Below are 25,722 nucleotides of genomic sequence, written 5' to 3'. Positions count from 1 at the left end.
GCGTGTCTCTACGGTTACTTGATGATGCCGGTGACCCGGACGCGGCGCTCTGTTCGTGGGGTGGCCGCTGAAGACAAGGCGCGTGCGGCGCGTCGTTGGTCTATCACGTTTTTTAGCGCGATCAGCATCCCGGCCACAAAAAATGCGCCAGGTGGCAGCACGAAAAACAGAAATTGATAGTCGTCTACCAGGGTAAGTTGCCAATTGGCCGCGATAGGACCAAGCAGCAACGCCATATCACTAAATAGCGTGCCTTGGCCCAATAGCTCACGCAGCCCGCCAAGCAGCACTAAAACGCTACCGAAACCAACGCCCATCATCAGGCCATCAAGCGCTGCAAGCCCGACCGGTTGGCGGGAGGCAAACGCATCGGCACGCCCTAAAATGGCGCAGTTGGTGACGATTAGCGGAATAAAAATACCCAGCAGTTGATAGAGCGGATAGGCATAGGCGGCCATCAATAGTTCAGCACAGGTAACAAACGCCGCGATGATCATGACAAAGGCCGGTAGCCGAACGGCATTCGGAACCCGGTGACGTACCAGCGATACGGCGGTGCTGGCGCCTACCATGACAAACAGCGTGGCGATGGCTAACCCTAGCGAGTTAACCACGGTTGTGCTGACGGCCAGCAGTGGACACAGCCCCAGCAACTGGACTAATGCCGGATTATTGCTCCAAAGCCCGTCACGGGTCAGCGCTTGCCATTGGCTCATCGAATCGGCTCCTCAATGTTACCCGGTAGCGGTGTATTGGCGGCGTACTCTAAAGCGTTATGAACGGCCTCAATAACGGCGCGAGGTGTAATGGTTGCGCCGGTAAAACCATCAAACTGGCCGCCCTCTTTTTTAACGGCCCAGGCATTTGGTGGCAGTTCATCAAGGCTTAATCCGTTAAAGCGGGTAATCCAGTCGCTGCGCTGGCGCTCAATCTTATCACCGAGGCCAGGGGTTTCCTGATGGTAGGTCACGCGTACACCGCTAATACGCTGCTGCTCATCTATCCCTAGCAGTAAACCAATTTCTCCGCTGTAACCCTTGCGTGTAATCACTGGCAGAATAGTAACGCGGTGATCCCCACGGCTGATTTGCCAACCTGTCACTGGCGTTCGGTGTCCCAGGGCGGCGGCATTGGGCAAGTTAAAGGCGCTGTCCAGCACTTGATCCGTCGGTGTATTGGCTAATGCTTGGGGCAGTACCGCTTGCAGCTGGCGGAGCTGGTAGGTCTGCTGATGCTGGGTAATACGTTCAGAGGTCAAGGCCCGGGTAACCGCGACGCTACCTGCCGTCACGAGCGCGAAGATACCCAGCGTTAAAGCGCCACGCCGCATGGCGATAATGGGCGTCATCGTAATGCTCCTGGCGCGCCTTTTGAGTGGCCTTGAGGGCGTGGCACGGTGTACAGGTCAATCAATGGGACGCACAGATTCATCAACAAAACGGCAAAGGCCACCGCATCTGGGTAACCGCCCAGGTTACGAATCACAATTATCAGCACCCCAATGCCCATGCCATACAGCAATTTGCCGCGCTGGCTGGTCGCCGCGGATACCGGATCGGTGGCAATAAAGAAAGCCCCAAACAGCGCCGCACCGGTTAGCAGGTGAAAAAGAGGCGATGCAAAGCAGTTAGGGTCAAGTAGATGAAACAGCGTTGCCAGCGCTACCAGGCTACCTAACAGGGCGATGGGGATGTGCCAACTAATAATCCGTTTAAACAGCAGCAGTACCCCGCCCGCAAGCCAAGCCAGGCTGATACTGTACCAGGCAGCAAGCGTTTGTTCGGGTAGCGGTGCGCTTAACCAGAACTGCTCGGCAGAGAGCCCTTCGGCTTTATGTTTGAACGCATCCAATGGCGTTGCGCCGCTAAGCGCATCAAGCTGTGACGTAGGCAGTGTCCCAAGAATTTGCGCCCAAAGCGTATCGCTAATGAGAGGCTGAGGTGGCGCCCATAGCGTCATGTACGTAGGGAATGAGACCAGCAATAGCGCATAGCCTGCCATGGCCGGATTAAATGGATTATGCCCCAAGCCACCATACAGCTGCTTGGCAATCACCACCGCGGCTATCATACCGACCCCAATTAGCCACCACGGGCTTGCCGGGGGGAGCGAGGCACCCAGCAGTACGCCGGTAAGTAGAGCGCTGGTATCCGTTAAGGCTGGTGCGATGGGGCGGTTGCGAAGACGCAGCATGCCCGCCTCCAGAAGAGCTCCCATAATGGTCGCCAGGGCGATATTGCTGAGCACGCCCAAGCCAAAGTAATACGTCATGGCCAACACGCCAGGCAGCGTGGCAATCACCACCCAGCGCATTAATGACGCCGTTGCTGGTGTTGTTGACTTGGCAGAGGAGGCGCTTACTTGTGATGCGTGAAACATGCTCATGGGGTGTCCTCCGCGGTCGGTGCTTTAGCGCTTTCACGCGCTTGCGCCAGCTGAAAATCGGCGGCCTTAAGGTTTTCCTGGGCGGTTGCCAGCAGCGTTTCCAAGTCTTCATGAGGTTGCTGTGGCTCTTGCTGCGCTGCCCGCGCGAGCACTTTTTCCGCTTTTCTAACCGCTGCCTTGGCCGCCGTTTGGGCTATGCGAAGGCTACGCAAGTCGGCTGGAGGCGCGCTGGTGCTTTCGTTACTGGCGTTGCCGTCGGTGGGCTTGTTGTGCGCTAGCCGAGCCTGGCGGCGCGCCTGTTTTTCTGCTTCTTCCCGGGCCAAGCGTGCCTGGCGAAACTCGAAGCGATGCTTGGCATGTTCGGCCTTGGCTGCTTCAATTTGTTGGTAGCGAAGGCGACGTTTGGCGTCGCGGTAATCATCGACCAGCGGAATATGGCTGGGGCAAACATAGCTGCAGGCGCCACATTCGATGCAGTCAAAAAGGTGATGGCTCGTTAGCTTATCGTCGTCCTGGGCGCGGGCGTACCAGTGCAACTGCTGAGGAAGAAGCTGGGCGGGGCATACACTTTCACACGCTCCGCAGCGGATACAGGGTGATTCCACCGGCGCAGGCGGCAGTTCGTCAGGCGTTGCCGCAATCAGGCAGTTGGTGGTCTTTTTGACGGGCGTATTAAGCGTTTCAAGTGAGGTGCCCATCATCGGCCCACCCAGAATTACGCGGCTGAGCCGGGCGTTATCAAGCCCTGCATGGGATAAAAGCGTTTCAATAGACGTCCCCAAACGCACCCAGTAGTTACCCGGTTGAGTAATGGCTTCCCCGGTTAGCGTCACCATCCGCTCGACCAGCGGTTGGCCATCACGCACCGCGTAAAGTGCTGCCAGTAGCGTGCCGGGGTTGTGGCAAAGCACTCCAACATCTGCCGGTAGGCCTTGGCTGGGTACTGTTCGGTTCAACAGCTTTTTAATTAACTGTCGCTCGCTGCCACTTGGATAACGAGTAGGGATAACGGCCAGCGTCACGCGGGCGGGCTGGCTGTCTGGAAGAGTATGCTCCAAGGCGGCAATGGCCTCGGGCTTATTATCTTCAATGCCGATGATGATCTGCTGGGCACCGCATAAGGCAGCGATGAGCTGTGCGCCTTCCAGCACGTCGTTTGGATAATTCCGTAATGTGAGGTCATCGGCCGTAATGTAAGGCTCGCATTCGGCGGCGTTAATCACCAGCGTGTCGATAGCATGCCACTCAATCACGCGAGCCTTGATATGGGTCGGGAACCCAGCACCACCTAACCCGACCACACCGCTCTCATCCAGCCGCATAAGCAGCGTAGGCGCATCCGTCGTGCGCCAATCAAGCGGGGGCAGGTATTGCCGGGTATCCTGACCATCGCTGTCTATGTGAATAGCGTCGCTATCAACATGACCAACCGTGCCACTCACTGTCGCGTGAACATCTGCGGATATCAAACCATCGCGCTTGGCGATCAGGCTGCCAACGCGAACATGATCGCCCCGGGCCACGCAGGGGGTGGCGGGGCGGCCGCTATGCTGGCACAGAGGAAGGATGACCTGCGACGGTAACGGGGCACGTCGCAACGGTGATAGCGTTGAACGGTCCTTTCGCTCCGGTGGGTAGATGCCGCCTGGGAAATCAAATGGGTGTAACATCTGGCCCCCTTGTTGCTGGTGTACGGTCGCTTGCAATGACGCCAGTGGGTAAAACAACGGGCTGCCACTGGCCAAGCGGCGTGCTCCGGGGCAGCATGTCGATACAGTCTACCGGGCATGGGTCAACGCATAAGTCACAGCCTGTGCACTCATCCTCAATCACGGTGTGCATCTGCTTGGCCGCGCCAATAATGGCATCCACTGGACACGCCTGAATGCACTTGGTGCAGCCAATGCACTCAGCCTCGCGGATATACGCCACATTGGCTTCGCTGGGCGCCTCGCCATCGAGTGGCTCAGGCTCACGGCCTAGTAGATCTGCCAAGGCATGAATGGTTGCCTCGCCACCGGGCGGGCACTTGTTGAGTGCGTCGCCCTCATTAACCGCTTCGGCGTAAGGGCGGCAGCCTGGGTAACCGCATTGGCCGCACTGAGTTTGGGGGAGCAGCGCATCAATCTGATCGACAAGCGGGTGCTCATCGCCCTTGAAGCGCTCGCTAACAGCCCCTAAAAGGGCGCCGAAGCCGACCCCCAGGCCAGTGAGTATGCCAATGGCGCTGACAATACCCCAGAGAGAAAACGTATCGCTCATGGTATTGAATTACCCTTGGGTTAAACCGGAAAAACCGAGAAAGGCGAGTGACATCAAGCTGGCAGTGATCATGGCAATAGCCGCACCCTTGAACGGTTTGGGAATATCCGCCCCGGCCAAACGCTCACGCATGGCGGCAAACAGCACCAGAATCAATGAAAAACCGAGTGCCGCCCCAAGCCCATAAAGCGTAGTATGGAAAAAGCTTAACTCGCGGTTGAGCGAGAGCAGGGCAACACCCAACACCGCACAGTTGGTCGTGATCAAGGGCAGAAAGATGCCCAGCACTTGATGCAGCAGCGGGCTTAAATGGCGCACCATAATCTCGGTGAACTGGACAACCGCAGCAATCACTACAATAAAGCTGATGGTGCGCAAATAGGTTACATCCAGCGGCACCAACAAGCCGTAATAGACAACGTAGCTGGCAGCAGAGGCGAGTGTTAACACGAAGGTGGTTGCCAGCGACATGCCCATGGCAGATTCCAGCTTATTGGAAACCCCCATAAACGGACAGAGCCCCAAAAACTGCACCAAGACAAAATTATTGACCAGCGCGGTGCTGATCAAAATGATGAATAACTCACTCATAGCGACGTATCGTGGCTGACAACAGAAAAATCAGCGTTAGGCAGTGTGAATATCTTGACCTGATGATGTCCTGCCGTTTTGGCATTAGAAAGCACTTGATCGGCGATGCTCATCATGACTAACGAGCATAGTGCGAGCAAGAGCACACCACTCAACGCTACTAACAATTGAAAACGCAGTGATTGAGAGAAGTGCCGATGCATAATCAGGCCTAAACGGAGAGTCTTTTAAAAGGTTTATTAAGCAATACACGTAAGAAGGGGGTAGAACTTGGTCGTCTCTACCCCCCGGAAGTGCTTGAAGGTCGGCTACATTACACGTTGGCCGGGTTCGGCACCAGCGTCAGGTGAAAGCAGATAAATGCCGTCTTTATTGGCGGAGGCAAGCACCATGCCTTCGGAAAGACCAAAACGCATTTTACGCGGCGCAAGGTTGGCTGCCATGACGGTAAGACGTCCCTCAAGCGCCTCAGGCGCATAGGCGCTGCGAATGCCGGAGAAAACGTTGCGGGTTTCACCGCCTAAATCCAGCGTTAATTGCAGCAGCTTGTCCGCGCCCTCTACGTACTGTGCCTTAGTAATCCGGGCAATGCGCAGATCTACCTTGGCAAAGTCGTCAAAGCTAATTTCGGCGGCAATGGGGTCGTCTGCTAGAGGCCCTTTGGGAGCTTCTTTAAGCTTTTGCTCTTCCACCAGATCCTCCTTGGAGGCTTCAATCATGGCGTCAATTTTGTCACGCTCTACGCGGGTCATAAGAGGTTTGAATTTCTCCACCTCATGATTAACCAGCACATTATGACGGCTTTCCCAGTTAAGTGAATCAAGCTTCAAGAAGACTTGTGCCTGAGCGGCCATGGTGGGTACCACGGGGGCTAAGTACACCATCAGCTGGCGGAAGAGGTTGATGCCGACGGAACAAATCTCGAGCACTTCTTGGGCACGGCCATCTTGCTTAGCGAGCGCCCAAGGCTCTTTCTCAGCAATGTAGGTATTGGCTTCATCCGCCAGCTCCATGATTTTACGCATGGCGCGGCTAAATTCGCGTGCTTCAAAATCTTCAGCGATCTCATCGCCCGCGGCAATAAATCGAGCGACCATCTGAGGTTCGGCGCAGTGCGCTGAAAGGGTGCCGCCACCTAACTTTTTAACGAACCCGGCGCAGCGGCTGGCAATGTTAACCACTTTACCCACGAGGTCTGAGTTAACCCGTGCGGCAAAATCATCCAGGTTGAGGTCCAGGTCATCCACTTTGGACGTCAGCTTTGCAGCGAAGTAATAGCGCAAGTACTCGGGATTCAAGTAATCGGCATAGGTCGCAGCCTTGATAAAGGTGCCGCGCGACTTCGACATTTTGGCACCATCTACGGTCAAAAAGCCGTGGCAATTTACCGCAGTGGGCGTGCGTAAATCAGCGCCATGCAGCATGGCTGGCCAGAAAAGCGCGTGGAAATAGACAATGTCTTTCCCAATAAAGTGGTAGACCTCGGCGTTGGAGTCTTTATTCCAGTAGCTATCGAAATCAATGCCGTCACGATCACACAAATTCTTGAAGCTGGCTAAGTAACCGATAGGGGCATCAAGCCATACATAAAAGTATTTGCCCGGCGCGTCGGGGATTTCAAACCCGAAATAGGGCGCATCACGGGAGATATCCCATTCGTTAAAGCCTGATTCAAACCACTCCATCAGCTTGTTACGAATCTGTGGCTGCACGTGGCCATCGTTGATCCAACGCTGCAGGAACTCGGCAAAGTCCGGCAATTTAAAGAAGTAATGGGTTGAAGAGCGTACTTCCGGAGTTGCGCCGGAAATGGCGGATACTGGATTGATCAAATCAGCGGGGGTGTAAGTGGCACCACACTTTTCGCAATTATCACCGTACTGGTCGTCAGTGCCACATTTTGGACAGGTGCCTTTGATGAAACGGTCCGCCAGGAACAGGCCTTTTTGCGGGTCGTACATCTGCTCTATATCGCGGGTGGCGATATGGCCTTTATCACGCAGACGCTTATAGATAACCTCACTGAGGTGCCGGTTCTCTTCCGAATGCGTGGAATGGTAGTTATCAAAGTCAACGTTGAAGCGAGCGAAGTCTTCCTGGTGATCGCGTGAGACGCGGTCAATCAAGGCTTCAGGCGTAATGCCTTCCTGCTCGGCACGCAGCATGATGGCCGTACCATGAGCGTCGTCGGCGCAAACGTAGTAGCACTGCTGGCCACGGCTTTTCTGAAAACGTACCCAGATATCGGTTTGGATATATTCAAGTAAGTGACCGAGGTGGATCGCTCCGTTAGCGTAGGGGAGCGCGCTGGTCACCAGAATATTGCGCGTGGCAGAGTTAGACATGGTGAATGATAATTCCGGTTAGGCGATAACAATAAAACGGCGAAGTTAGCCGGCAGATGGCCGGTAACAAGGTACGATGCAGGCGTTTAAATTGACGTTAAAGCGCGTGCAGTCTTGATGTCGGGTTGTTAGTAAAGTGCTTGCTCTTCTTGAACGACCTCTTTTAAAAGCTCTAAAAACAGTTTGTCAGCCTCTGAGTGCTCGGCAGGATCTTCCGGAATATGGACACTGGTAGTGCCAGATATCTCATTGGCGATTCGCGCCATTACTGCCGGGCTGCTGCCTTCGCTTAATTGCTGGCGCGCGATTACCAGCGACTGACCAAGAATGTCAGGATCTTGAAGCAGTTTGCGTATGAAACCGCGCAGTTCATTAATAATACGTGTTTTTTGAATTTCTGATGCAGACATAAGAGTCTCCTTAACGCGGCGCTTGAGCTGATTATCAAGCGAAGCCAGTCCATGCATTGACCATAGCATTTTTAGTGCAGCGAGTATGGCTTGTCTACGTTTAGGCCAGTGATTTAGCCTACTACTTTAACGTTAAACGGCCTGCTTTGTGTTTTACCGGATTGGCATACTGAGCTAGCCAGTAAGGACGCAGATTCTCAGGCACCGCTGCCATTCGCGCCTGGAAACGTTCGCGGTCCTGGCGAGTGATGGTTTTACGGGCAACCAGCTCCGGCGCCTCACCGAGTGCTTCCAGGGCTAAATAGTGGCTTGGGAAGAGGCGGTAGCCACCGATAACCTGACGATCAATCTCTGCGGCTACTTCATCGGGAGTCGCCATGTCGGCGCCTACCGGGGAGCCAAAACGCAGCTGTACTCTGCCTTTATCACCGGTAATGCCAGCAACGATAGAGCGAATATCTTCAAATTCACTTTTAGCATAGCTACCTTCTGTTGCCACGTCGTGTAGCTCCTGCGCTTTTTGCACGTCGCAAGGGTCATATTCATAGCTAATCGAGACAGGCACCAGCTTGAGTTCGGCTACCGCTTCACCAAACACCATATCTCGCTCGGCATTACGCTTGGCCATGGTCAGCATCTTGATAATAGCGGGGTCGGTGCGGTCAATGCCGTTTTTGGCGCGGCCTTCACGCTGAGCCATCCAGATGGAGTGCTGGTCATCGGTAATTGAGTAACGAATATAAGCAGAAAGCTGTTGGTACGCTGCCAGCATGGCACGCTTTCCGCGCGCACTTCTGGGGACGATAAAGCTTTTATTGAGCCGCATTAGATCAGTGACATACGGCTTTTTAAGTAGGTTGTCGCCAATGGCAATGCGCACCGTATCGCGGCCCGCCTGATAGAGTGCATAGTTAACGAACGCGGGGTCGAGTGAAATATCCCGGTGATTGCCAATAAAGAGATAAGCACTATTTGGATCGAGCTTATCCAGGCCTGCAACTTCAAACGCATCGGTGGTGGTGCGGATCATGCGATCCATGTAGCTTGCGATGCGCATTTGAAAATCACGTACCGTTGCTACGCCTTTTACTTCACGCTGTATCGCGTGGCTTGCAAGCTTTCGGGCAAGCGGCGGAACCCAGCGCGCCATGCGGGGAAGGCGAAAGCGAGTAAGCGCATCAAGAAGCTCGCTATCGCGGGCCAGGCGCGCGAGAACATCGGCTACTTCGTTGTCCGTATAAGGGCGTATATCCGCCCATGGGTCAGCGGCGTTCAGTGCGTTGGGTGCGTCGTTGTGATGAGTCATGCGATCCGTAGGATGATAGACAATAAAGAACAATTCATAGCAGCTCGATCAACCCTTTAGTTACCTAACGGGGCAGCAGGTTCCTGCTTGTTTTCACCACCCAGCCACTCTATCAGACGAACAACGTCATTGGATAACGCTTGGGCCATCAAAATAAAGTCGGTTTCAAGCCGGGCCAGAGCGTCATCGCCGTCGTCAGCATGGTCAGCCTCTTCAATCAAGGCATCACCAAAACGCAACGATTTCAGAGCCAGGTCATCATGCAGAACGAAGCTCAATCGGCCTTCAAGACTCATGGCGAGCTTACTGGCTTGACGTCCGCTCTCTAGTAGTTGTTGGATCTCATCGCTATCCAGGTCGACCTGGATAGCGCGGAGAACGCCATCGTCGCCTTTGGCTTTAAGTTCCACCTGGTCACCCAGCTGTAAATCTGCTGGGCGGCTAGCGGGGTCGCCAAGCCATGTCGTCATCGCACGAATAGGCAGTGTTTGGGATGACAAGGGCGTTGCCTTGAGGCTGCCTAAGGTTTCTCGCAATAGGTCTAGTAAGTCTTCAGCACGGGTACGAGAGCTGGCATTGATACCGATCAAGTGGCGTCGTGTGTCCCACCAAAGGTCAATTTTTTGGCTGCGTACAAAGGCACGAGGCAGAAGTGCTTCCGTCACCTGCTCTTTAAGCGCGGTTTTCTCTTTGCGCGTCACCTTGCGACCTTCGCGCGCCTCTATATCAGCGACCTGGTCGTCGACTTCCTCTTTGACAACAGAGGCAGGTAGCAGGCGTTCTTGACGCAGCACGGATAATAGCCGGTGGCCCTGAATTTCATGTAGCAGTTGACCGCCGCCAAGGCGGCCTGCTGGTGCTGTCCAGCCTAGTCGGCGAGCATCCGCATTGCCGAGCGGTTTGGCCGCATGCGCTTGTAATGCGTCGGCAAGCGTTGAACTGTCGAGTTCAGGGGCGCCATGTAGGCGATATAAATGCAGGTGCTTAAACCACATGTCACCAGTCCTATCCAAAAGGTGGCACATTATGTCGAAAGAGGGGCGTTCCTGCCAGCACCTTGCCGCTTAGGTATAAGTTGTATGTGTTTTAAACCTGTGTTTGATTGAGGTGGTGGCTAATGGGCCTGTTATCTTGAGCTTGGAAAAGGAGTTGTTATGACGGTATCACCTTCTCGCGCTCAGTTGCGTGTACGTGGCTACCACTTGGACGGCTATGGGCATGTCAATAATGCCCGCTATCTAGAGTTTATGGAGGAAGGGCGCTGGGCGTTTTTTGATGAGTACCCAGCGATGATTGGCGAACTCCATCAGGCGGGGCGGGCGTTTGTGGTGGTAAATCTTAACATTGACTACCGCGCCGCCGCCGTTCAGGGCGATGACCTGACTATTCTGACGGGTATTGTAGAGGTAGGTGAGCGCCGTGCGCTGTGTCATCACCGCATCTATCGAAGCGATGGTGTATTAGTAGCGCAGGCCGATCTTACGTTTGTTCTTCTCGATATGCGGGCGAATAAAGCCTCGGTGATTGAAAATGAGCTTGCCGAGCGGCTGAATGCATTACTACTTACCAAAGAGCAGTTTACGCCTTAATAATCAAGGGGAGTGTCCTGGCTGCCCTTGGTGCGGATGCAGTGGTATGATGTAGCAGTATCTGCGCATCGTCTTTTTAAAGGCGGTACTTTTAGCGCTTTCAACTCTCGCAGTGCCAATGCAGTGCAAAGGATCTGACTTTCATGGGTGACATCGCCAGAGAAATCTTGCCCGTCAATATTGAAGACGAGCTCAAACAGTCGTATCTCGACTATGCGATGAGTGTCATTATCGGCCGCGCGCTACCCGATGTGCGTGACGGTTTGAAACCTGTTCATAGGCGTGTGCTCTTCGCCATGCATGAACTGGGTAATGACTGGAATAAACCGTACAAGAAATCGGCGCGTGTTGTCGGCGATGTCATCGGTAAATATCACCCGCATGGTGATAGTGCGGTTTACGACACTATCGTACGTATGGCGCAGCACTTCTCAATGCGCCACGTTCTGGTCGATGGCCAGGGTAACTTCGGTTCTATCGATGGTGATAACGCTGCTGCCATGCGTTATACCGAAGTGCGCATGTCGCGTCTGTCGCATGAGCTGCTTGCCGATCTTGAGAAAGATACCGTCGATTGGGTCGATAACTACGACGGCACCGAACGCATTCCTGCCGTTTTGCCTACTAAAGTCCCCAACCTGCTGATTAACGGCTCGTCGGGCATTGCCGTGGGCATGGCAACCAATATTCCGCCGCATAATATGCGTGAAGTGATTGACGGCTGTTTAGCGCTGATTGATGACTACACGCTGTCGATTGATGACTTGATGGCGTACATCCCTGGCCCTGATTTCCCCACAGCGGGGATTATCAACGGCCGTGCTGGCATTTTAGATGCGTATCGCACCGGGCGTGGCCGCATCCACGTGCGCGCTAGCCATACGATTGAGCATCATGATAAAACCGGCCGTGACCACATCATCATTACCGAGCTGCCTTATCAGGTGAACAAGGCACGCTTGATTGAAAAAATCGCCGAACTAGTCAAAGAGAAGAAAATAGAAGGTATTGCTGAGCTACGCGACGAGTCGGACAAGGACGGCTTGCGCGTGGTCATTGAGATTAAGCGTGGCGAATCGGGTGAAGTCGTCGTTAATAATCTCTTTGCTCAGACACAGCTTCAGAACGTATTTGGTATCAACATGGTGGCGCTGGAGAATGGCCAGCCACGCACGTTGAACCTAAAAGAGATGCTGGAGGCGTTTATCCGTCACCGCCGTGAGGTAGTGACGCGCCGGACACTCTTTGAACTTAAAAAAGCCCGTGAGCGTGGTCATCTTCTTGAAGGTCTGGCGGTGGCTATCTCGAACATTGACGACATTATCGAGATGATCAAAGCCTCGCCCAGTGCAGCCGAGGCGAAAGAGAAGCTACTGGCGAAAACATGGCAGCCGGGGCAGGTCACCGGCATGCTTGAGCGGGCGGGTGCTACCTCGTGCAAGCCGGAAGAGCTGGATGAAAGCTTTGGTCTTAACCCTTCCGCGACCGAATATCGCCTGTCGCCTGCTCAAGCGCAGGCCATCCTTGAGCTGCGCCTACATCGTCTGACCGGTCTTGAGACCGAGAAGCTGCTCAATGAGTACCTCTCTATTCTTGAGAAAATTGCAGAACTCACCGAAATTCTTGCCTCGGCCGACCGGCTAATGGAAGTGATTCGTGAAGAGCTGCATGCCGTGCGCGACCAGTATGGTAATGATCGTCGTACAGAAATTCAGGCAAGCCATCTGGATCTCTCGATCGAAGATTTGATCGCCGAAGAAGACATGGTGGTCACCGTGTCGCGTTCGGGCTATGCCAAAACTCAGCCGCTTTCGGATTACCAAGCGCAGCGGCGTGGTGGGCGCGGTAAGTCGGCAACATCGATGAAAGATGAGGATGTGATTGAGCATCTACTCGTTGCTTCGACCCATGACACCGTTCTGCTGTTCTCCAACCGCGGTAAAGTGTATTGGCTGAAAGTGTACGAGATGCCATCCGCCAGTCGCGGTTCGCGGGGTAAACCGCTGGTCAATATGCTGCCGCTTGAAGAGGGTGAATCGGTTAACGCCATCTTGCCGGTGCGTGACTACGACCCCGAGCACTATATTTTCTTTGCGACCGCCAATGGTACGGTGAAACGTACCAGCCTGGAGCAGTTCTCGCGTCCGCGCAGCGTTGGTTTGATCGCCATTGATCTTGAAGAGGGCGACCGCCTGGTGGGTGCTGTTATTACGTCAGGCTCTGATCACGCCATGATGCTCTCTTCTAACGGTAAAGCGATCCGTTTTGAAGAGGGTAATGTTCGCGCAATGGGCCGCACCGCTCGCGGCGTGCGTGGCATGCGCTTGGCAGAGGGTGCTGAGGTTATCAGCCTGATCATTCCCAAGAGCCAGCAGATTGATGCTGAGGCGGATACGGATGTTGATGGTGCAGACGAAACGGTTGCCGAAAGCACACAAGCAGAAGGCCAGATTTACATTCTAACGGCCAGCGAAAATGGTTATGGCAAGCGCACACGCCTGGAAGAGTTCCCGCTACGCGGTCGTGGTGGTCAGGGTGTTATCGCCATGCAGACCAGCGAGCGTAACGGCTCCCTTGTGGCGGCCATGCAGGTTTATGACAGCGATGAGATGATGCTGATTACGGACCGTGGAACGCTGGTACGTACGCGTGTGGAAGAGGTGTCTACCACCTCACGCAACACCCAGGGCGTTATGCTAATCCGTCTGGGTAAAGAAGAAAAACTGGTTAAAACTGTTCGTGTTGATGAACCTGGTGACAGTGAGCTGGAAGCACTGGATGAAGAGGGTGAGCAAGACAACGCGGGCGACAGCGCACAGGACACGGCGACTGATGACACGTCACTATAACTTTTGTGCAGGGCCAGCGGCCCTGCCTGTTGCGGTGCTCGAAAGGGCCCGCAACGAGCTGGTAGATTACCAAGGGCGTGGCTTATCCGTTATGGAGATGAGCCATCGCAGCGATGAGTTTATAGCCATTGCAGAGCAGGCGGAAGCCGATTTCCGCCAACTGCTAAGTGTGCCCGACAACTATAAAGTGCTGTTCCTGCAGGGGGGCGCCAGCATGCAGTTTGCTATGCTGCCGATGAACCTGCTGGGCCAAGGCGGTAGTGCCAACTTTATCCAAACGGGCATTTGGGGCAAAAAAGCCATTAGTGAAGTCAAGCGACTTGGCTATGCGTGCCACTTGGCTGGAAACAGTGAGGCTGGTGGGTATGTGGCTGTACCTTCCCAGGATTCGTTGACGCTAAGTGCGGATGCGGCCTATCTGCACTACACCTCCAATGAGACGATTGGCGGGTTGGAATTTGACTATACGCCGCAAGTTGTGCGCGAAGATGGCCAGCATGTGCCGTTGGTCTGCGATATGTCATCCAATATTATGTCCAAGCCCATTAATGTCGCAGACTTTGGCGTTATCTTTGCTGGGGCACAAAAAAATATTGGGCCGGCAGGTTTAACCCTTGCCGTAGTGCGTGATGATTTGCTCGGCCGGGCGGTCCCCAATACTCCTTCGCTGTTTGATTACCAAATGCTCGCAGACGCTGGGTCGATGGTGAATACGCCGCCAACCTATGCGTGGTACCTGGCAGGGCTTGTATTCCAGTGGTTACGTGATGATGTCGGTGGCTTGGTGGCTATGGATGCCATTAATCAGCGTAAAGCGGAAAAGCTTTATAGCGCCATTGATGCCAGCGATTTCTATAGCAACCCCATTGCAGTGGCTAATCGCTCGCGTATGAACGTGCCGTTTGTGCTGGCTGATTCGGCTCTTGATAAAGCGTTCTTACAAGAGGCCGACCAAGCGGGACTACTGAATCTAAAGGGGCACCGTAGCGTGGGCGGCATGCGTGCTAGCTTGTATAACGCAGTGCCCGAAGAAGCCGTTGATGCGCTGGTTGCTTTTATGGCTGATTTTGAACAGCGAAGAGGCTAATGATCATGTCCGACTTGTCGATCAATCTGGACGACCTGCGCCAACGTATCGATCAACTTGATGGCGATATACTACGCCTGATTAGTGAGCGTGCTGACTGTGCTCAAAAAGTGGCGCATGTAAAGCTGGCTCACGATAAGGATGCGGTGTTTTACCGGCCTGAGCGTGAAGCGCAAGTGCTGCGGCGTATTATGTCGCTTAACAAGGGGCCGCTGGATTCCGAAGAAATGGCGCGGCTGTTTCGAGAAATCATGTCGGCTTGTTTGGCGCTTGAGCAGCCGATCAAAGTAGCTTATCTGGGGCCTGAAGGGACGTTTACTCAGCAGGCGGCGCTGAAGCACTTTGGTGAAAGCGCCATTAGCCTACCCATGGCAGCTATCGATGAAGTATTTCGTGAAGTAGAAGCGGGTGCCGTTAACTATGGCGTAGTGCCTGTTGAAAATTCAACAGAAGGCGTTGTGAATCATACCCTCGATACGTTTATGGATTCGTCTATCCATATTTGTGGCGAGGTGGTGCTACGCATTCACCATCACCTGCTGATTAGTGATACGACGCGTCGCGATAAAATCTCCCGCATTTATTCGCATCCCCAGTCGTTTGGCCAATGCCGGAAGTGGCTGGATGCGCATTACCCGCACGCCGAACGGGTTCCTGTTTCCTCGAATGCAGAGGCTGCCAAGCTGGTCAAAACTGAATGGCACAGTGCGGCCATTGCAGGTGATATGGCGGCTAAACTGTATGGGCTTGAGCGCGTAGCTGACAAAATTGAAGATCGCCCGGATAACTCGACCCGGTTTTTGATTATTGGTAGTGAGCGTGTGCCAATGGCAGGGGATGATAAAACCTCAATTGTCGTGGCCATGCGTAACCAACCTGGCGCACTGCACGACCTGCTTGAGCCTTTCCATCGGCATCATATTGATTTAACGCGCATCGAGACGCGCCCATCACGTACGGGCGTATGGAACTATGTATTCTTTATCGATTTTAAGGGCCACGCTGACGAACCGCGCGTTGCTGCCGTGTTGGAAGAGGTAAGGTTACACGCCTCGGAGCTTCGCGTTTTAGGTTCCTATCCGCAGGGCGTGCTGTGACCGCTATGGCATCATCGGTCGTTGAAACACCTTCCTGTAATGAACAGCGGCTATTGATCGTTGGTCTCGGCTTGATTGGTGGGTCACTCGCAGCAGCGCTGCGCGCCTCAGGGTTTAATGGCGTGATTGTGGCTTGCGATCCAAGCGAAGATGAAATCGCTCGCGGTGTCGAGATGGGGTTAATCGATACGGGGGGCGTCACTCTCGCTGACCAAGTGGCAGGCGCTACCATGATCGTCCTCGCGGTGCCCGTGCTTGCCATGGAGTCGGTGATGGCATCGTTGGCAGGCGTACTTTCGCAAGCGGCAGCCAATGTGGTGCTAACCGATGTGGGAAGTACCAAAGCCACCATTCGCGACTGCGCAGAGCGTGTGTTTGGTGCTGTGCCGGCCAACATGGTGCTAGGTCATCCTATTGCGGGGTCAGAAAAGAGCGGTGTGGCGGCGGCTAATCCACGGCTTTTTGCTGATCACAACGTTATTTTGACGCCTGAACCAGGGGTCGATCCTGATGCGGTGGCGCGCGTGCGTGCGTTGTGGCAGGCCTGCGGCGCCAATGTGTTAGAGATGGACGTTGAACGCCATGATCAGGTCCTTGCGCGGACTAGTCATTTACCTCACTTACTGGCTTTTTCTCTGGTGGATACGCTAGCTCGTCAGGATGAGCGGCTTGAGATTTTCCGTTATGCCGCCGGTGGTTTTCGCGACTTTACGCGTATCGCGGGCAGCGACCCGGTCATGTGGCGGGATATTTTTACGGCTAACCGTGAGGCTGTTCTGGCATCTTTAGATGATTTTGAAGAAGGACTGGCTCAGTTACGTCACGCGATTGAGCGAGGCGATAGCGATGCCCTTATTGCGACCTTTGATCGTGCCAGCCACGCACGCCATTACTTTGATACGTTATTGAATAAAACCAGCTACCAAGCGGAATACAATATGCAACCACAAGGCAAGGTAACCTACCGAGTTCGGCCCGGCGGCCAGGCGAAAGGCCATTTGCGCGTACCGGGTGACAAGTCGATGTCACACCGCTCTATTATGCTAGGAGCGCTGGCTCAAGGCGTCACCGAGGTCAAAGGGTTTCTTGAAGGTGAAGATAGCCTGGCGACACTACAAGCGTTTCGTGAGATGGGTGTTGCGATTGAGGGGCCTCACCAAGGGCGTGTCACTATCCATGGCGTGGGAATGAAGGGGCTTAAGGCTCCGGCCGGGCCGCTCTATGTGGGCAACTCAGGAACGGCGATGCGCCTGTTCTCGGGGCTTTTAGCCGGGCAGGCATTTGATAGCGAGCTTACCGGCGATGAGTCGCTAACCAAACGCCCCATGGGACGCGTGGCGGACCCGTTGCGGTTGATGGGTGCCTCCATTGAGACGGCTGAAGGTGGTCGGCCGCCGCTTAAAATTAAAGGTGGCGCGGCGCTCAAAGGCATTTTCTACGATATGCCTATGGCAAGTGCTCAAGTGAAATCATGCCTGCTGTTGGCGGGGCTTTATGCTGAAGGCGAGACACGGGTGCGTGAGCCGGCACCAACGCGTGACCATACCGAGCGTATGCTTAATGGTTTTGGTTATTCTGTGTCACGCGAAGGGGACACCTGTTGGTTGCAAGGTGGCGGCGCCTTGAGCGCTGGCCCAATTGACGTTCCTTCTGATATTTCATCGGCAACGTTCTTTATGGTGGCGGCTGCAATAACGCCAGGTGCTGATATCACCCTGGAGCATGTCGGTATAAACCCGACTCGCATTGGTGTTATTAATATTCTTACGTTAATGGGCGCCAACCTTGAGCTTCTTAACGAAGCTGAAGTGGGTGGCGAGCCGGTTGCTGATATTCGTATCCGCTATGCACCCTTGAAAGGTATTGATATCCCGGTTGATCAAGTGCCCTTAGCGATTGACGAGTTCCCTGCGCTGTTTATCGCGGCGGCAAACGCTGCTGGCACCACGCGTCTTCGTGGTGCAGAAGAGCTACGTGTCAAAGAGTCCGACCGTATTCAGGCCATGGCTGACGGGTTGGCAATTTTGGGCGTTGAACATACCGTGGTTGACGATGGAATCGATATTGTCGGTAACGCCAATGCCGAAGTTGCAAGCTATGGTGGTGGGCGCGTTGATAGTTTAGGCGACCATCGTATCGCTATGGCCTTTGCCATTGCCGCACTACGCGCAAGTGATGACATTATTATTGATGACTGCGCCAATGTTGCTACGTCGTTCCCCACCTTCGTTGAGCTTGCCAATAAAATTGGCATGGGGGTTAACGTGGAGGGCGAGAATGACTAAGCCAATCCCTGTTCTGACCATTGACGGGCCAGGTGGGGCAGGTAAGGGAACCATCAGCAGTTTGGTTGCCGAGCGTTTAGGCTGGCATTTACTCGACAGCGGAGCGCTATACAGGCTAACCGCCACCGCGGCGGTTAAGCATGGTATTGCGCTTGATGACGAAGCGGCTGTTGCTGCATTGGCTGAATCGCTGGATGTGGCATTTCCCATCGAAAATGGTAAGCCCCGCACGCTGCTTGAAGGTGATGATGTAAGCCAGGCAATCCGGACTGAGCAAACTGGAGAGTTGGCTTCTCAAGTGGCAGCGCTTCCCGCTGTGCGCGCGGCTCTGCTTCAGCGGCAAAGAGATTTTCAGAAGGCGCCAGGCCTTGTCGCAGATGGCCGTGATATGGGTACCGTCGTATTTGTAGACGCGCCGCTAAAGATATTTCTAACTGCTAGTGCTGAGGAACGAGCGCGTCGCCGCCATCTTCAGTTGCAGGAAGCGGGCATGAATGCTAGTCTTTCGAGTCTTTTGAAGGAAATTCAGGCACGCGATGCACGCGACACGCAACGCAGCGTGGCACCTCTCAAGCCGGCAGATGATGCCATTACGCTTGATACCACGCGTCTGAGCATACCGGAAGTGGTTGAACGGTTGGCGGAATTACTTGCCCAGAAAGGGTTAGCATCCGGCACCTGATTCTCCCTTGCGGCGTTTTTGGAAAGGTGTCACGACGTGGCAGGGCGGCAGTTCATATGATCGTTCATATCAGAGAGCCCGGTCAGGTCTAACCAGCGTTAACACCTCCAAAGGCAGAGTGACATTAGGCCCGTACTCGCTGGTGGTACGGAGAAGGCATTTATGCCTCAACAACGTTGATCACGTAGGAAAACCATGAGCGAAAGCTTTGCTGAACTGTTTGAACAGTCCCTTAACGACATTAACATGGAGCCAGGCGCTATCGTCGCGGCTCAAGTTGTCGACATCGATGGCGACTGGGTTACTGTCAATGCTGGTCTGAAATCTGAAGGCCAGATCCCAGCGGCACAATTCCGCGATGAAAATGGCGAGTTAAACATCGCTATCGGTGACGACGTTCACGTTGCACTGGAAGCCGTAGAAGATGGCTTCGGTGAAACGCGTCTGTCCCGTGAAAAAGCCAAGCGCGCAGAGGCTTGGAAGATTCTGGAAGCCGCCTTCGAGAAAGACGAAATCATCAAAGGCGTGATCAACGGTAAAGTCAAAGGCGGCTTCACTGTCGACGTCGACTCTATCCGTGCCTTCCTGCCGGGTTCTTTGGTCGACGTACGTCCGGTTCGCGATACTGCGCATTTGGAAAATAAAGAGCTGGACTTTAAAGTCATCAAGCTTGATCCGAAGCGTAATAACGTTGTTGTTTCTCGTCGTGCTGTCCTTGAAGCTGAAAACAGTGCCGAGCGCGAAGCGCTGCTGGCAACGCTGCAAGAAGGCCAGCAGATCAAAGGTATCGTTAAGAACCTGACAGACTACGGCGCGTTCGTAGATCTGGGTGGTGTTGACGGCCTGTTGCATATCACTGATATGGCGTGGAAACGCATCAAGCATCCGTCTGAAATCGTTGCTGTTGGTGACGAGATCAACGTTAAAGTGCTTAAGTTTGACCGTGAGCGCAACCGCGTTTCACTGGGTCTGAAGCAATTGGGCGAAGATCCGTGGGTCAACATTAAACAGCGCTACCCGGAAGGCACCAAAGTACATGCTGTGGTCACTAATCTGACCGATTATGGCTGCTTTGCTGAGCTGGAAGAGGGCGTTGAAGGTCTGGTTCACGTTTCTGAAATGGATTGGACCAACAAAAACATCCATCCGTCTAAAGTTGTCCAAGTGGGCGACGATGTTGACGTCATGGTATTGGATATCGACGAAGAGCGCCGTCGTATTTCTCTGGGTATCAAGCAGTGTACTGCTAACCCGTGGGAAACGTTCAACGCTGAATACAACAAGGGCGACCGTGTTTCAGGTACCATCAAGTCAATCACTGACTTCGGTATCTTCATCGGCCTTGAAGGCGGTATCGATGGTCTGGTTCACCTGTCTGACATTTCCTGGACAGAGACTGGAGAAGAAGCGGTTCGTAACTTCAAGAAAGGTGATGAAGCCGAAGCCGTTATTCTGTCTATCGATCCTGAGCGTGAGCGCATCTCTTTAGGTGTCAAGCAAATGGATTCCGATCCTGTTGCTGAATACCTGTCTGTTAACGATAAGGGCAGCATTGTGACTGGCCGTATTGTTGAAGTAGACGCTAAAGAAGCACACGTTGAGCTGGCAACTGATGTTATTGCCATCCTCAAAGCCTCTGAAATCAGTGCTGACCGTGTTGAAGACGCGCGCAATGTACTGAATGAAGGCGACAGCGTTGAAGCGCGTATCATCAATGTCGATCGTAAGAGCCGTCAGATCAATCTGTCGATCAAAGCGAAAGAGCAGGACGATACTCGTCAGAACCTCAAGAAAATGCGTGATCAAGAACCCGAAGCTGGTGGTCCGACCACCATCGGTGACCTGATCAAGCAGCAGATGGGCCAAGACTAAGCTATTTAGTCGCTGGTTCTAAGAAGCGTCGCCCTATGGGCGGCGCTTTTTTGCTTATTAATAGGCTGTTTTCTAAGCAAGTTAGTTGTATTAAATTAGATTTACCAACCTGCTTAAAACATTTTAAATGTACGCTATTCGCTTAAAAAACTCTTAGTAATTGAATGAAAGTACACTAGGCTATTGTCAATTAGTGGTTTTGAAGTAATAATGAGCGCGCATTCTGAACTAATGGATATGATGAGTGTCAATTCAATATCCAGAAGATAAATCTGAAGTATAAGGACTCCCCATGTCACTTCTAAACGAATATATCCAAAAAGAGCAGCAACTTAAGCAGTTGCAAGAAGACTTGCAGCGTCTTGAAGGAGACCAGCGTTTAAAAAGCGAGTTGGAATTCAAAGCTAAGCTTGAAGCGCTAATGAATGAATTTGGTAAGCGCCCTGCAGATGTTATCGCCCTGTTGGATCCGACAAACGATCAACGTGGCACCAAAGCATCTACCAGTAATAATCCTAATCGACGTAAGCGTCGTCTAAAAACTTACAGAAACCCCAAGACGGGCGAAATTATCGAAACCCGTGGTGGTAACCATAAAGGTTTGCGTAGTTGGAAGGATGAATACGGTGACGAAACTGTTGAGTCCTGGCTGGAAAGCATGGAAGATTAATTAGCAATTACCGGCACTTCTTTTAAGAAATGCCGGTTTTGCTTTAACAGGGGCGGGTTTCCGGTGCGCGGCTCAGAATAGGCCCGATAGCTATTCAATATTAAAAAAAATACCTCCCGTTAGCTTAGCGCCGCAAAAGTTAGTGCTGCATTCTTTGCCAGCTTGAAATTTATTTAGTGTGTTTGGTAATCGTGTCGTTGCTGTGACATGGCTTGCAGGAAGGGATGGTTTCGCTATAGGCATGCATGACGCTTGGCGAGGCTATAAGTGCCTTCATGGGCTATCTGATGCAGCATGCGGTGGAGGTGCCATTGCTATTTCCGGGTATACGCCCAATACTGGTGTTGAGTCCATCGCCTCGCCTTTCTGGCAATACGGTTTTTTAAGAACATGTTAAGTAGCCTGTAGTCGTTCCTTGTCTAGCTCAGTGGCATATTCAACTGCTTCTATCAGCTCGGCAGTAGACTGATCTCGCTGCTGTTTTGTGCTGGTAAGAGCAAAGGGGTGGAGAGTATTCCGTTTGTACACTACGCTCTTTTATGGTTTATTAAAAATAGGCTTGGCCTGATTTGATATCACTATAGAAAGGCTGGCGCTGTCCGGGAATATTGAGTTACTGTCTGGCATACATGGTTCGCTTGTGCATATAGCTTGCCCCATCGTATCGTGTTGACTATTGTTTGATTTTTTTGTGTACGATTCTGTGGCTGCTCGTCTTGCCTTTAAAACGCTATTGGATAGCTGTGCGTTTTAATAGCGTTTCCGGGGATGTGAGTTAGCCGACGTATTGGCTTTGTCGTTTACGTCCTATGCGTTTTTAGTGAATGATACGTTGAACCTTTTCTCGTAAGGCTATTGGCATTGGCCGATAACCTGTTGTTATCGCTTGGTGGTAATTCCACTGCACCGAGATGCACGGCAGGCTTCCAGGCTGGCTGTGCGGCATTGGGTATCTCTTGTGGAAATATCTGTTGTGGCGGTACTTCGACCATTTCAAGTAAGGTATGAATGAAACATCGATGAAATATCACAAAACTCCAAAACAGTCGGATGAACGTGACAAGCTGCGTAAGTTTCGTGAGTTGGATGATGCATTTGCGCAAGCTTTGCGCCAGTTGGAAGGCCCTAATAGTGGCTTCGATATTCCAACTGGGCCGCCGGTACGCTCATTGGCAGCGTTAGAAGAAGATGACGCAGTAGAGCGCTCACAAGAACGAGCGCGCTTGTTTGAAGAGCGCCTGAAAGCGTTAATGGATGAGTACAACCAATCGGACCATGAGCTGCACGAGCTCATTTCAACGCTGTTGTTTTATGAGCTCTGGCCACAACATCAAGCCCCTGAGCTCACTGGTGGCTAGGGTTTGTACGAAAAGTCGCTGAGCGAAGGCCAGGCAAGGCAAAAATCAGCGAAAAAACGGACCGAGCTCGCGCACGAGTTTACATGTGTAAATGAGTATTTTGATCGGACTCGCGCACGAGCTGATTTTTAACGCCGTATGGTCGAGCGTAAGCAGTTTTCGTACAAAGCCTAGGCCTTTGATCAGGATCGGTAGCGATAAATACGCAAGCTGGGTAAAAATGCTTCGTGCTCAAGTTTTTCATCACGTCTTCTTGCCCGTGTGCGTTCCGTAGGGGGGTGTAGCGGCGGCAAGTTGATATGGGGCAGGCGTTGGTCAGGAGCGGGCACAAACAGCGGCATGGCAATATTGAGCGCCCGCCGTGAGTGCCCGTCGAGTAAAGGCTCAGTAAAAAAAAGGTTTGCCCGCATCAAAGGCGCCTGCGCTTGTACTTGTGCCAACGCCTCGTCGCCAGGAAGGCCAGCCAGCTTACGCAGCTGAATACGTATATGCGGCGCTTCGGTATCCAGTTGCATTAGTTTTTTCTCCGCTTCCTGCACGCTGAGACGCTTAATCGAGCGCCCGCTGCTGTACCAGGCAAGCCGTATACGCGAAACCGGCGCTTCCGCAATCGGTATTTGTCGCCAACACTGCTTCAGGTGGAGTTTGGCAAGCCCGGTACGGCGCAATACATTATCTACTTGAGGGTGGCGTTGTGGCAGGCGTTGCTTGATTTCTCCGAATGCTTTTGGAGAGAGCTCTTTTATCCTATGAATTAACTCGCTAATTGCTGTTTTAGCATGGTTAATAGTGCCAACTGCCTCAATAAGGGGGGCGTCAGCGGCAATCACTCCTATGTAATTACGCGTTTCACGACCGTCCTGGCCTTCCTGGTGCCACATATCCAGTAGTGCGTTTCGCAGCCAGTTTAATTCGACGGACGGCTGATGCATAACCCATGCCGCCGGGCGCTGCCTTTCGTAAAGCACCAGCGCCGCTTCAATAGCGCAAACCAGATTATCAAATCGATTATCAAGCTCATGCAATAAGTGATAAGCGGTTACATCGGGCTCTTGCATGACCAATATTTACCTCACCGTGAAAACCATTCGTTAAGAAAGAGGCGCATCTTTATCAGCTTGTGCCAGAAGGGTGTCCAGGTCAGCCTCGTCCATGGCTGGCTCGCCTGCGATACGGTGAGACTCTTCGGCCCATGCGCCAAAATCAATTAATTGACAGCGCTTACTGCAAAAAGGGCGGTAGGTGCTCTCTGGTGCCCAAGCCACTTTTTGGCCGCAGTGAGGGCAGTTAACTTCTATGGGAGTATCATTAGCAGGGTGAGTCATAATAATCCTGAAATATATAGATAAAATTGAATTAACGAGTGCGATAAATACTGTCCAGACGCTCAACCTGACGCATCATAAAGTCATAATCTCCGCTGTTATCTATCACATCGTCGGCGTTAGCCAAGCGCTCTTCACGAGACATTTGCGCTGCAAGAATGGCACGTACCTGTTTAGGGCTTACGCCATCACGGGCGAGTGTTCTTGAGAGCTGAACATCGGTGGGCACGTCAACCACAATTGTTCGAGCGACCAGCATGTTTTGTCCTGACTCAAAAAGTAACGGTGAAACGAGAAGTACATAGGGTGAATCGTGGGATAGAGAGGTTAAATGCGCGACTAACCGTTCTCTGATAATCGGATGAGTAAGTGACTCTAGCCATTCACGCTTGGATGAATCTTCAAAGATTAGTGAACGCAAGGCCGCTCTATCAAGCGTTCCATCTTGCTTGGCGACATCTGAACCAAAATAATCAATAATAGCGCTTAAGGCAGGCTCACCTGGTGCCACAATTTCACGGGCGACGATATCTGCATCTACCCAGCTGGCCCCTAGCGATTCAAACGCGCGCGCTACGGTTGATTTACCCGAACCAATGCCCCCGGTTAAGCCAATAATCATAGCGACCCTTTATTGCGTTCTTTAAAACGCTATTTTACGTGTTTTTACGTAGAAAGTCGGTACCTATAGCGCATTATGCCCATGTAGGCGCCGCTTTGGGCATGAGATGCAATATACCTTCTTGGTTTGTATTAAACCCCAGGAAAAAAGGACAAATAAAGGGCGATAAGGTCATGTCCAGCCAGGAGGCATGCCCAGCCTGCTAACGCGAGAAAAGGTCCGAAAGGAAGCGGCGCGCCTCGTAAGCGTGGAAAGCATGTCTGTGCCACAACGCCCACGACAGCACCCATCCCCGCTGAGAGCAGTAAGAGCAAGGGAAGGAAGCTCCAACCCAGCCAAGCACCAAGTGCGGCTAGAAGCTTAAAATCACCGTACCCCATTCCCTCTTTTCCAGTGGTTAGTTTAAATAGCCAGTAAAAACTCCAAAGGATCAGGTAACCCACCATCGCACCAACGACGGCATTAGTTAATAAGTAGGGCTGAAATAATAGCTGATATACAAGGCCAGCCCACAGCAAGGGAAGGGTGAGAACATCCGGTAACAAGTAGGTGCGAAAATCGATAACGGCCAGCACCAGAAGGGTTACACAGGCTGCATAAATAAACAGGCTGGAGAGGCTGATACCATGCAGTAGTGCTACTGTTAGGGCCAGTACGCCACTGATTGATTCAACAAAGGGATACTGCAAGCTAATGCGGGTGTGACAGTTTGCACAGCGGCCGCGTCGTTTAACCCAGCCGATTAAGGGAATATTATCGTGCCAGGCGATGGGGCTCTCGCAGCGTGGGCATTGTGAGCGGGGTGTCGCAATATTAAAGCGAGGTGCTTGTTCCATGGGCAGCTCAAGGGCCGCACGAGCCTCAAGCCGCCAGTGACGCATTAGCATGACAGGAAGCCGAGTGATAACAACGTTTGCAAAGCTACCCAAGCAGAGGCCCAGCAAACAAACCACCAAGCCGGTGCCCAGCGTAAGAGAACTCATAATG

At 52.8% G+C, this 25,722-nt stretch carries 23 protein-coding genes; 9 read left to right on the top strand and 14 right to left on the bottom strand.

Annotated features, from left to right (window positions below; translation table 11 throughout):
* Nucleotides 1-14 precede the first annotated feature (14 nt).
* The 10 genes from CZ787_RS01425 to CZ787_RS01375 all read right to left on the bottom strand — a co-directional run bounded on the left by CZ787_RS01425 (nt 15) and on the right by CZ787_RS01375 (nt 10,294).
* The gene (locus CZ787_RS01425) at nt 15-716 is read right to left on the bottom strand and encodes an electron transport complex subunit E (RefSeq protein WP_087105541.1); all 702 of its coding nucleotides are present in this window, start codon (nt 714-716) and stop codon (nt 15-17) included.
* Nucleotides 713-1,348, bottom strand: a complete 636-nt coding sequence (gene rsxG / locus CZ787_RS01420) for an electron transport complex subunit RsxG (RefSeq protein ID WP_087105540.1) — start codon at nt 1,346-1,348, stop codon at nt 713-715. Before rsxG ends, CZ787_RS01425 begins: the two co-directional genes overlap by 4 nt.
* On the bottom strand, nt 1,345-2,385 hold the full coding sequence (locus CZ787_RS01415; RefSeq protein ID WP_087105539.1) for an RnfABCDGE type electron transport complex subunit D: 1,041 nt from the start codon (nt 2,383-2,385) through the stop codon (nt 1,345-1,347). The genes rsxG and CZ787_RS01415 overlap by 4 nt, the downstream gene beginning before the upstream one ends.
* On the bottom strand, nt 2,382-4,055 hold the full coding sequence (gene rsxC / locus CZ787_RS01410) for an electron transport complex subunit RsxC (protein ID WP_087105538.1): 1,674 nt from the start codon (nt 4,053-4,055) through the stop codon (nt 2,382-2,384). Before rsxC ends, CZ787_RS01415 begins: the two co-directional genes overlap by 4 nt.
* Nucleotides 4,039-4,647, bottom strand: a complete 609-nt coding sequence (gene rsxB, locus CZ787_RS01405; protein ID WP_087105537.1) for an electron transport complex subunit RsxB — start codon at nt 4,645-4,647, stop codon at nt 4,039-4,041. The genes rsxC and rsxB overlap by 17 nt, the downstream gene beginning before the upstream one ends.
* Nucleotides 4,648-4,656: 9 nt before the next feature.
* The gene (gene rsxA / locus CZ787_RS01400; RefSeq protein WP_087105536.1) at nt 4,657-5,238 is read right to left on the bottom strand and encodes an electron transport complex subunit RsxA; all 582 of its coding nucleotides are present in this window, start codon (nt 5,236-5,238) and stop codon (nt 4,657-4,659) included.
* A gap of 308 nt (nt 5,239-5,546) precedes the next feature.
* Nucleotides 5,547-7,583 carry a methionine--tRNA ligase gene (metG, locus tag CZ787_RS01390; RefSeq protein WP_087105534.1) on the bottom strand — a complete coding sequence of 679 codons (2,037 nt, stop codon included), beginning with the start codon at nt 7,581-7,583 and terminating at the stop codon, nt 5,547-5,549.
* Between the two features lie 128 nt (nt 7,584-7,711).
* On the bottom strand, nt 7,712-7,993 hold the full coding sequence (locus tag CZ787_RS01385) for a hypothetical protein (protein ID WP_087105533.1): 282 nt from the start codon (nt 7,991-7,993) through the stop codon (nt 7,712-7,714).
* A 121-nt stretch (nt 7,994-8,114) separates the two neighbouring features.
* Nucleotides 8,115-9,299 (bottom strand): 1-acyl-sn-glycerol-3-phosphate acyltransferase, encoded by a 1,185-nt coding sequence (locus CZ787_RS01380; RefSeq protein WP_087105532.1) that lies wholly within the window; start codon nt 9,297-9,299, stop codon nt 8,115-8,117.
* Between the two features lie 56 nt (nt 9,300-9,355).
* Complete coding sequence (locus CZ787_RS01375; protein ID WP_087105531.1) at nt 9,356-10,294, bottom strand: recombination-associated protein RdgC; 939 nt, start codon at nt 10,292-10,294, stop codon at nt 9,356-9,358.
* Between the two features lie 159 nt (nt 10,295-10,453).
* Between CZ787_RS01375 and CZ787_RS01370 the strand changes: the two genes are divergently transcribed.
* The 9 genes from CZ787_RS01370 to CZ787_RS01330 all read left to right on the top strand — a co-directional run bounded on the left by CZ787_RS01370 (nt 10,454) and on the right by CZ787_RS01330 (nt 22,788).
* Nucleotides 10,454-10,888, top strand: coding sequence for an acyl-CoA thioesterase (locus tag CZ787_RS01370; protein ID WP_087105530.1), 435 nt, complete (start codon nt 10,454-10,456; stop codon nt 10,886-10,888).
* Nucleotides 10,889-11,031: 143 nt separating this feature from the next.
* Nucleotides 11,032-13,737, top strand: a complete 2,706-nt coding sequence (gene gyrA / locus CZ787_RS01365; RefSeq protein ID WP_087105529.1) for a DNA gyrase subunit A — start codon at nt 11,032-11,034, stop codon at nt 13,735-13,737.
* Nucleotides 13,721-14,824, top strand: a complete 1,104-nt coding sequence (serC, locus tag CZ787_RS01360) for a 3-phosphoserine/phosphohydroxythreonine transaminase (protein WP_087105528.1) — start codon at nt 13,721-13,723, stop codon at nt 14,822-14,824. Before gyrA ends, serC begins: the two co-directional genes overlap by 17 nt.
* Nucleotides 14,825-14,829: 5 nt before the next feature.
* Nucleotides 14,830-15,921, top strand: coding sequence for a prephenate dehydratase (gene pheA / locus CZ787_RS01355; RefSeq protein WP_087105584.1), 1,092 nt, complete (start codon nt 14,830-14,832; stop codon nt 15,919-15,921).
* Nucleotides 15,922-15,926: 5 nt separating this feature from the next.
* The gene (locus CZ787_RS01350; RefSeq protein WP_087105583.1) at nt 15,927-18,206 is read left to right on the top strand and encodes a bifunctional prephenate dehydrogenase/3-phosphoshikimate 1-carboxyvinyltransferase; all 2,280 of its coding nucleotides are present in this window, start codon (nt 15,927-15,929) and stop codon (nt 18,204-18,206) included.
* Entirely contained in the window at nt 18,199-18,888 is a 690-nt protein-coding gene (gene cmk, locus CZ787_RS01345) for a (d)CMP kinase (protein WP_087105527.1), read from the top strand. Before CZ787_RS01350 ends, cmk begins: the two co-directional genes overlap by 8 nt.
* A gap of 195 nt (nt 18,889-19,083) precedes the next feature.
* Nucleotides 19,084-20,760, top strand: coding sequence for a 30S ribosomal protein S1 (gene rpsA, locus CZ787_RS01340; protein ID WP_087105526.1), 1,677 nt, complete (start codon nt 19,084-19,086; stop codon nt 20,758-20,760).
* Nucleotides 20,761-21,052: 292 nt separating this feature from the next.
* The gene (locus CZ787_RS01335) at nt 21,053-21,430 is read left to right on the top strand and encodes a histone-like nucleoid-structuring protein, MvaT/MvaU family (RefSeq protein WP_087105525.1); all 378 of its coding nucleotides are present in this window, start codon (nt 21,053-21,055) and stop codon (nt 21,428-21,430) included.
* A gap of 1,019 nt (nt 21,431-22,449) precedes the next feature.
* Nucleotides 22,450-22,788: a hypothetical protein gene (locus CZ787_RS01330; protein ID WP_087105524.1), complete on the top strand. Its 339-nt coding sequence runs from the start codon at nt 22,450-22,452 to the stop codon at nt 22,786-22,788.
* A gap of 182 nt (nt 22,789-22,970) precedes the next feature.
* On the opposite strand, the gene CZ787_RS01325 is transcribed toward CZ787_RS01330, so the two are convergent.
* The 4 genes from CZ787_RS01325 to CZ787_RS01310 all read right to left on the bottom strand — a co-directional run bounded on the left by CZ787_RS01325 (nt 22,971) and on the right by CZ787_RS01310 (nt 25,718).
* Nucleotides 22,971-23,846 (bottom strand): DNA replication terminus site-binding protein, encoded by an 876-nt coding sequence (locus CZ787_RS01325; protein ID WP_087105523.1) that lies wholly within the window; start codon nt 23,844-23,846, stop codon nt 22,971-22,973.
* Between the two features lie 33 nt (nt 23,847-23,879).
* Nucleotides 23,880-24,113, bottom strand: a complete 234-nt coding sequence (yacG, locus tag CZ787_RS01320) for a DNA gyrase inhibitor YacG (RefSeq protein ID WP_087105522.1) — start codon at nt 24,111-24,113, stop codon at nt 23,880-23,882.
* Between the two features lie 31 nt (nt 24,114-24,144).
* Nucleotides 24,145-24,735, bottom strand: a complete 591-nt coding sequence (gene coaE, locus CZ787_RS01315; protein WP_087105521.1) for a dephospho-CoA kinase — start codon at nt 24,733-24,735, stop codon at nt 24,145-24,147.
* 131 nt (nt 24,736-24,866) lie between these two features.
* Complete coding sequence (locus CZ787_RS01310) at nt 24,867-25,718, bottom strand: prepilin peptidase (RefSeq protein ID WP_087105520.1); 852 nt, start codon at nt 25,716-25,718, stop codon at nt 24,867-24,869.
* Between the last annotated feature and the right edge of the window lie 4 nt (nt 25,719-25,722).

The organism is Halomonas citrativorans (assembly GCF_900163645.1).
Taxonomy (GTDB): domain Bacteria; phylum Pseudomonadota; class Gammaproteobacteria; order Pseudomonadales; family Halomonadaceae; genus Vreelandella; species Vreelandella citrativorans.
This window is presented reverse-complemented; position numbering and strand designations above follow the sequence as displayed.